The sequence below is a fragment of the Nocardioides albidus genome, assembly GCF_006335005.1.
GTDB lineage: Bacteria > Actinomycetota > Actinomycetes > Propionibacteriales > Nocardioidaceae > Nocardioides > Nocardioides albidus.
In genome coordinates this window covers 122,154-130,095 of record NZ_VDMP01000014.1, presented here as the reverse complement: position 1 = coordinate 130,095, position 7,942 = coordinate 122,154, and the positions used below count along the sequence as shown (strand labels likewise).

Below are 7,942 nucleotides of genomic sequence, written 5' to 3'. Positions count from 1 at the left end.
CCTCGGCGGCCTCGTTGTAGTTGACCGCCTCGGGGCGCAGGCCGTAGACGGAGACGAGCGGGCCGTCGACGGCGCGGATGACGTCGGCGACCGAGACCGTGCTGGCCTCACGGGCCATCCGCCAGCCGCCCGACTGGCCGCGCTGGGACATCACGATGCCGGAGCGGCGCAGGTCGGCGAGGATCGCCTGGAGGAATCCGTGGGGGATGTCCTGGAGACGACCGAGCTCCTCGGCGCTCACGGCCCGACCGTCGGACCTGCTCGCCATGGCGATCAGGGCCCGCAGTGCGTAGTCGGACTTGGCGGAGACGCGCATGGGGACAGTCTGTCAGATTGCTCGATCGACTCAGTCGATCTAGGAGCGTAAGAGGTGCCGCCACCTATCGGCGGAACCTCTAAGGCCGCGACGACGACCCGGCCGGCGGTGTGAGCCATCCCGCCCACCCGGTGCTTGCCCGCAGCTAGCACCCCCCGTATCATAAAGTTACTGGTGAGTAGCCGTGCTCATGACGAGCACGCCGAAGCCACTCCGCGAACCCCTGGAACTGGAAACGGTGGGAACTGTGAGCCACTACAAGAGCAACCTGCGCGACATCGAGTTCAACCTCTTCGAGCTCTTCAACGTGCAGGACTACCTCGGCACCGGCCTCTACGAGGAGATGGACGCCGAGACCGCGCGCGAGATCCTCACCGAGGTCGAGCGGATCGCCCGCGAGGACCTCGCGGCGTCCTTCGTCGACTCCGACCGGAACCCGCCGGTGTTCGACCCCAAGACGAACACCGCGCCCGTCCCGGCGTCGTTCAAGAAGTCCTACGACACCTGGATGGAGTCCGGCTTCTGGGGTCTGGGCCTGCCCGAGGAGATCGGCGGCACCACCGCCCCGCCGTCGCTGGTGTGGGCCAGCGGCGAGATGGTCCTCGGCGCGCAGGCGCCGATCTGGATGTACTGCACCGGCCCGTCGATGGGCTCGGTCGTCTTCAAGAACGCCAACGGCGTCGAGCGCGACATCCGCATCGCCGAGATCATGGTCGAGCGCCTCTGGGGCGCCACGATGGTCCTCACCGAGCCCGACGCGGGCTCCGACGTGGGTGCCGGCAAGACCTACGCCACGCCCAACGAGGACGGCTCCTGGAACATCACCGGCGTCAAGCGCTTCATCACCAGCGCCGAGTCGGACCTGCAGGAGAACATCATGCACCTGGTCCTCGCCCGCCCGAAGGGCGTCGAGGGCATCGGCGGGCCCGGCACCAAGGGCCTTTCGCTCTTCCTCGTGCCGAAGCACCACTTCGACCACCAGACCGGCGAGCTCACCGGCGAGCGCAACGGCGTCTACGTCACCAACGTCGAGCACAAGATGGGCATCAAGGTGTCCAACACCTGCGAGCTCACCTTCGGCGACCCGCAGGTCGGCGGCGGCGAGCCCGCCAAGGGCTGGCTGCTGGGCGAGGTGCACGACGGCATCCGCCAGATGTTCGACGTCATCGAGAACGCCCGGATGATGGTCGGCACGAAGGCCATCGCGACCCTGTCGACCGGCTACCTCAACGCGCTGGAGTACGCCAAGGAGCGCGTCCAGGGCGCCGACCTCACCCAGTCCGCCGACAAGGCGGCCCCGCGGGTGACGATCACGCACCACCCCGACGTACGCCGCTCGCTGATGACCCAGAAGTCCTTCGCCGAGGCGATGCGCTCGCTGGTCGTCTACACCGCCACCTGGCAGGACAAGGTCCAGCTCGCCAAGGCCGCCGGTGAGCGCGACGAGCTCGCCGAGGCCGTCAACGACCTGCTCCTCCCGATCGTCAAGGGCTACGGCTCGGAGCGCTCGTGGGTCCTGCTCGGCACCGAGTCGCTGCAGACCTTCGGCGGTTCGGGCTTCCTGCAGGAGTACCCGATCGAGCAGTACGTCCGCGACGCCAAGATCGACACGCTCTACGAGGGCACGACCGCGATCCAGGGCCAGGACTTCTTCTTCCGCAAGATCGTCAAGGACCAGGGCCGCGCGCTGGGCCACCTGGCGACGGAGATCAAGTCCTTCCTGGACTCCGAGGCGGGCAACGGCCGGCTCAAGAACGAGCGCGAGCTCCTCGCCACCGCTCTCGCCGACGCCGAGGCCATCGTCGGTCTGATGATCAACGACCTCATGTCCGCCCAGGACGACATCAAGAACATCTACAAGGTCGGCCTCAACACGACCCGCGTGCTGATGGCGCTCGGCGACGTGGTCTGCGCCTGGCTGCTGCTGCGCGGCGCCGAGGTCGCGCTGGCGAAGCTCGGCGGCGAGGCCGGGGGCGCCGACAAGTCCTTCTACGAGGGCAAGATCGCCGCCGCCCAGTGGTTCGCGCAGCTCAACCTGCCGCGCATCTCCGCCGAGCTCACGATCGCCCAGGCCACCACCCTGGACGTGATGGACCTCGACGAGGCCGCGTTCTGATCGCACCCTGACGCCGACCCGCGTCACCACGCACGACGGCCGCTCCGGACACCCGGGGCGGCCGTCGTCGTACGTCGGGAAGGGGACGTCGCCTATGGTCTGCGGGTGCCTCGATCGAATGCCCGTCTCGCCTGCTGTCTCGCTGCCCTCGCCGCGCTCGTGCTCACCCTGTGCGGTACGCCGGCCCGGGCGGACGACGGGACCCACGGTTGGGGCGCGCGCTATCCGGAGCCGTTCTTCAACGGCAACGTCGGCGACCCGAGCGTCACGATGGTCGGCAAGCGGATGGTCGTGGTGGCGACCGGGCCGCAGATCAACCGGGCGTACAAGGACCCCGGCCGCCCGTGGCGCTACCAGCAGCCCGTGCTCACCCACCGGCCGAAGTGGGCGATCGCGGAGGGCGGCATCTGGGCAGCCGACATCGCCAAGGTCGGGCGCAGGTGGGTGCTCTACTACGCCGTCCCCGTGGCCGGGCTCGGCGACTTCGGCCGCTGCATCGGCGTCGCCGTCGCGAAGAAGGCGCTCGACTCGTTCAAGCCGGTCGGCAAGCGGCCCCTGGTGTGCCCGTCGGCGGCGCTGGTGCCGACCGCACAGGACCCGGTCGTCACGACGCCGGACCTGCCGAGCCGCGGCGTCATCGACCCGTCCCTCTACCGCGAGGGCAAGCAGAACTACCTGCTCTACAAGACCGACGGCAAGCCCTCGTCGATCCGGCTGCTGCCGCTGAGCAAGAGCGGCAAGCGGGTGCGCACCGGCCAGGATCCGGCCAACCCGAGCGTCGAGCTGGTCCGCTCGGAGGGGGTCATCGAGAACCCGGTCCTGGCGCGGAAGGCCGGCGCCTACTACCTCTTCGCGTCCGAGGGCGACTTCGCCCGCTGCTCCTACCAGCAGACCTGGCGCCAGTCCGCGTCGCTGACCGACTGGTCGCTGGCCGTGCCCACCGTCCTGCTCGACAGCACCATCACCCAGGGCCTGTGCGGCCCCGCCGGCGGTGACGTCGTCAAGCACAAGGGCCGCACCACGCTCTACTTCCACGGCTGGGTGCGCCTGCACTCCAGCAAGCCCAAGGGCATGAACTACTGGGCGTGGAACGGCGGCGAGAAGTACGGCCGGCGCGCGATGTACGCCGCCCGGCTCACCTTCCCCGGCGGCGTACCGACGGTCAAGAAGTACCTGACGCGTCACGGGCCCGCCGCTCCCCAGGGCGTCCCGATGCGCGTTCCTGCTCCCTACTGACCTCGGTCTCGGTAGGGTCGCGGTCATGGACCACCGCGCGCTCCTGGCCGGCTACGTCGAGGCCTGGTGGAGCGCGGTGGGCGACTTCGTGGATCTGCTCGAGCAGCTCGACGCCGACGACTGGAGCGCCCCGACCGACCTCGCCGGCTGGGACGTGAAGGCCGTCGCCTCGCACACCGCCCACCTCGAGTCCGTCGTCGCGGGCGGGCCGGAGGAGAGCGCCGACATCGGCGCGCCCTCGCACGTCAACGGCCCGATGGGCCAGTTCACCGAGATCGGCGTGGTGACCCGCCGTGACCGCGAGCCTGCCGCCATCGTCGAGGAGATCCGGACGACGGCAGCGGTCCGTCACGCCGCGCTGAGCGCCGCCCCGCCGCAGGACCCGGACGCGCCCGCCGACGGCATCTTCGGGCTGATCGGCTGGAACACCCGCACCCTGCTGCGCAACCGGCCGCTCGACGTCTGGATGCACGAGCAGGACATCCGCCGCGCGGTCGGCCGCCCGGGCGGCCTCGACAGCCCGGGCGCCCAGCACACCGCCGACTACCTGGTCGAGTCCTTCGGGTACGTCGTGGGCAAGCGGGTCGCACCGCCCGCCGGCACGACCGCCGTGCTCCGCGTCGAGGGCAGCTCGCCCGTCGCCGTGCGGGTGGGCGACGACGGCCGCGCGCAGCGCCTCGACGTCGTGCCGGAGCACGCGACGGTGGAGCTCGCCATGGACCGGGAGACCTTCATCCTGCTCGCCGGCGGGCGTCGTCCGTCGGCGGCCGAAGGGGTCACGATCGCGGGCGACCGAGAGCTCGGGGACCGCATCGTCGCCAGCCTCGCCACCACGCCGTAGGGGATCCTCGATGTCAGACTGGAACGTCGCCGACCTGCCGGACCAGACCGGCCGCACCATCGTCGTCACCGGCCCCACCCTCGGCGGGCTCGGGCACCACACCGCGCTCGTGCTGGCGCGCCTCGGCGCGCGGGTGATCCTGGCCGGGCGCAATCCCACGAAGGTCGAGGAGACGGTCGCCGCGATCCGCTCGGAGGTCGCCGGCGCCCAGCTCGAGGCGCTCCACCTCGACCTCGCCAGCCTCAGCTCGGTCCGCACGGCCGCCGCGGCCGTCGCGCAGGTCGGCCCGATCGACGTCCTGGTCAACAACGCCGGGGTGATGGGCACGAAGTACTCCCGCACCGCCGACGGCCTCGAGCTCCAGATGGCCACCAACCACTTCGGGCCGTTCCTGCTCACCGGGCTGCTGCTGCCGCAGCTGGCGAGCAGCGGCGACGGCCGCGTGGTCACGGTGTCGTCGCTGTTCCACACCTTCGCCGGCAGGGCGCCTCTCGGCGACCCGCGCGAGCAGACCGGCCACTACAGCACGTGGCGGGTCTACGGGCAGTCCAAGCTCGCCAACCTCTACTTCACCGCCGAGCTCGAACGCCGGCTCCGGGCCGCCGACCTGCCCGTGCGGGCGCTGGCCGCCCACCCCGGCTTCGCCGGCACCCACCTGGCCGCCAACGGTCAGTACGGCCGCTCCTCCGGAGGCATCGCCACCATCCTCGACGCCGGCGTGCGGGCGATCTCCCAGACCGCCGAGGCCGGCGCCTGGCCGTCCTTGATGGCCGCGACCGCCGACCTCCCGGGCGACTCCTTCGTCGGACCCGGCGGCTTCCGTCAGCTCTCCGGCAGGCCCCGCACGGTCGGGCGCAGCAGGCTGGCCCGCAACGCCGACAACGCCCGGCGGCTGTGGGAGATCAGCGAGGAGATCGTCGACCTCCGCTATCCGTGACCTGGCGTTGTCGGTAGCGACCACCTCGGACAGAAGGTTTTCCGTCGATTCTTCTGGCAGAGATGAGACACTACGTACTCTCGGGTCCCAGTACACCTGGCCCGACGGGCCGCGGAGCGCCTGTGGGGGGACGCCCGAATGGAGTCATGCGCGGAAAGGATCGGCACTCGGCTGATCAAGGCCGGGCTGATCGAGCCGGCACAGCTGGAGTGGGCGCTGGAGCAGCAGCGCCTGCACGGGGGCTATGTCGGGCACCATCTGATCAGCGCCGGGTTCGTCAGCTCCGACGACTTCCACGACGAGCTCGCCCGCGCCTGGAACCTGCGGCGTCGCGACCTCGTGGCGGACCCGCCGCAGGCCGACCTCCTCGAGGAGCTCGACGTCGAGGAGGCGGTGGAGCTCGGCTGGCTGGCCTGCGAGGTCGGCGTCGACGGGATCGTCGTCGCCTCCTGCGTGCGCCCGAACGAGGACGTCGTGGAGGAGGTCCTCGAGCGCTTCCCCGGCATGGACATCGAGTTCGTCGCGTGCAGTCGCAGCGACATCGACAGCGTGGCGCTCGGCGTACGGCGTCGGCGGCTCGCGGTCGAGCGTGAGTCCGCGGCGCCGCTCGTCCGGCCCGTCCACGTCGTGCTGGCCGTGCTCGGCGCGGCGCTGTCGGTGGCCGCGGGCCTGGTCATGCCGTTCGACCTGCTGGCGGTGCTCGTGCTGGTGGGCTGCGCCGCGTTCCTGGCCGGGTGCGTCGCGCAGTCCGCGCTCGGGTACGCCGCCCTGCTCCAGGGCGGGGTGGCCGGTGCCCCCGTGCTGGCGCCGTACGCCGGAGCGGGCGGGACCGCCGAGGACCAGGAGCTGCCGCTCTACTCCATCATCGTGCGCGTGTGCGGCGGCCGGGCGGGCGTGGCGGAGCTCATCGAGAACGCCAGCGCCGTCGACTACCCCCGCGACCGCACCGACGTGATCCTGGTCGTCGCCGACGGGGACACCGCGACCCTCGAGGCCCTGCGGGCGACCAGCCGGAGGGGCTGGGTGCGCGTGGCGAGGGTCCCGGACCGGGACTTCGTCGACGTCGTCCGGGCCTGCGACCACGGGCTCGCGCTGGCGCGCGGGCGCTATGTCGTGGCCTACGACCAGGACGAGCAGCCGGCACGCGACCAGCTGCGCCGTGCGGTGGCGGTGTTCGAGGCGGACCTGGCCGCCCGCATCGACGGGCGCCTGGTCGCGGACCCGCTGGTCGGCCTCCGCGTCGCCCATCGCGCGGGTCCGCATTGGCCAACGGTGTTCGACCGGCTCCGCGAGGTCGACGAGGTCCTCCCGGTGGACGGGTCGTGGTCGGACCGGCGAGGACCGGTGCGGTCACCGGACGTCACCTCGGTGCACTTCAACATGCGGCTGCTGCGCCGGCGCGGCGGGTTCGGGCTCCTCGTCTGGGGCCCCGGGCCGGTCTCGCCCGGGGAGCGGATCCCGCGGATCGAGAGCCTCGACTCCACCTCGGTCCGCGCCACCGACGCCACGGCACGACGCTGGCTGCACCAGCGGGCGGACCGTCTCGCGCAGATCCTGCTCGACGCCGTCCGGCGCGGCCGGGAAATGGCGCGGCGAGGCGGCGAGCGGCCGCACGGCGAGGCGGAGGCCCTCCTCGCCCGCGCCGGTGCGGTGGCGATGTTCCTCGCCTATCCGATCGTGCTGGGCGGCGGCGGGCTGGCTCTGCTGCGGACCCGGAGGCTCGACGGCTCCGTGCCCCTGCACGCGGCTTCGATCGGTCTGGGGATGGCGGCGATCGTGCTCGGGGTCGTCGTCCTCGTGGTGGCGAGCCTCCTGGCCCGCCGGGGCGGGCCGCGGGCCGCCCTCAGCGCGCTCGCCCTGCCGGCCCACTGGCTGTTGCACGCCCTGGCCGCGTGGACCGCGGTCTGGGCCCTCGTCGTACGTCGTCCGCGTCGGGGCCAGCTGAACGGGGCCAGCTGAACGGCCGAGCGGAGGGTCAGGCGGCGAGGGGCACGGCGCCGGGCATCACCGTCGGCGCGCAGTCGCAGTGGTCGCTGCAGGCGAGGAAGGTGTGCACGGCGTGGCCGCACGCGGGGCACGGCAGGTCGTGGCTGAGATGCTGGTGCTGGGCGTCGGGCGTGGTCCACATGGCCGTGTCTCCTTCGTGTCGTGGGCCGCTTCTACTAGGACGACGAAGCGGGGCCCGCTGATACGACACGGTGGGGTCGGGAATCTTGCAGAAATGATGACCGGGAGGGGTCGCCCTTTTCATCGGCCGGTCGGCACCGGACCGAAGTGGTCCGCAAGGACCAGGGAGGCTGTCGACCGGTCAGCGGCCGCGCGGGCCGTAGACGGCCTCGGCCTTCTTGAAGGCGGCCTCGCGGGCGGCCTTGGTGTTGCGGGCGGCCATCAGATAGGCCTGCTCGATCCGCTCCCGGGCGAAGGTACGCCGCGGCGACGAGGTCCAGGTGTCGTTGAAGAGCCGCTTGGCGGCGGCGACGGCGTCGGGCGACTTCT

The 7,942-nt window shown here is 71.7% G+C and carries 7 protein-coding genes and 1 pseudogene; 5 read left to right on the top strand and 3 right to left on the bottom strand.

Going from position 1 to position 7,942, the window contains the following annotated elements:
- Nucleotides 1-316 (bottom strand): RrF2 family transcriptional regulator (locus tag FHP29_RS02780; RefSeq protein ID WP_240044263.1); only part of this gene is annotated, 316 nt, incomplete at its 3' end.
- 247 nt (nt 317-563) lie between these two features.
- Here FHP29_RS02780 and FHP29_RS02775 point away from each other — a divergent pair.
- The 5 genes from FHP29_RS02775 to FHP29_RS02755 all read left to right on the top strand — a co-directional run bounded on the left by FHP29_RS02775 (nt 564) and on the right by FHP29_RS02755 (nt 7,405).
- Entirely contained in the window at nt 564-2,432 is a 1,869-nt protein-coding gene (locus tag FHP29_RS02775; protein WP_139621334.1) for an acyl-CoA dehydrogenase, read from the top strand.
- 105 nt (nt 2,433-2,537) lie between these two features.
- On the top strand, nt 2,538-3,668 hold the full coding sequence (locus FHP29_RS02770; RefSeq protein WP_158296452.1) for a family 43 glycosylhydrolase: 1,131 nt from the start codon (nt 2,538-2,540) through the stop codon (nt 3,666-3,668).
- Between the two features lie 25 nt (nt 3,669-3,693).
- On the top strand, nt 3,694-4,509 hold the full coding sequence (locus FHP29_RS02765; RefSeq protein ID WP_139621332.1) for a maleylpyruvate isomerase family mycothiol-dependent enzyme: 816 nt from the start codon (nt 3,694-3,696) through the stop codon (nt 4,507-4,509).
- 10 nt (nt 4,510-4,519) lie between these two features.
- Nucleotides 4,520-5,446 (top strand): oxidoreductase, encoded by a 927-nt coding sequence (locus tag FHP29_RS02760; protein WP_139621331.1) that lies wholly within the window; start codon nt 4,520-4,522, stop codon nt 5,444-5,446.
- 138 nt (nt 5,447-5,584) lie between these two features.
- On the top strand, nt 5,585-7,405 hold the full coding sequence (locus FHP29_RS02755; protein ID WP_139621330.1) for a cyclic di-GMP-binding domain-containing protein, MshE-related: 1,821 nt from the start codon (nt 5,585-5,587) through the stop codon (nt 7,403-7,405).
- 16 nt (nt 7,406-7,421) lie between these two features.
- On the opposite strand, the gene FHP29_RS21960 is transcribed toward FHP29_RS02755, so the two are convergent.
- Both FHP29_RS21960 and FHP29_RS22425 read right to left on the bottom strand, forming a co-directional pair.
- A complete protein-coding gene (locus tag FHP29_RS21960) occupies nt 7,422-7,574 on the bottom strand; it encodes a hypothetical protein (protein WP_192903947.1) in 153 nt (50 codons plus the stop codon).
- 180 nt (nt 7,575-7,754) lie between these two features.
- Nucleotides 7,755-7,942, bottom strand: a pseudogene (locus FHP29_RS22425) (crotonase/enoyl-CoA hydratase family protein); the annotation flags it as partial.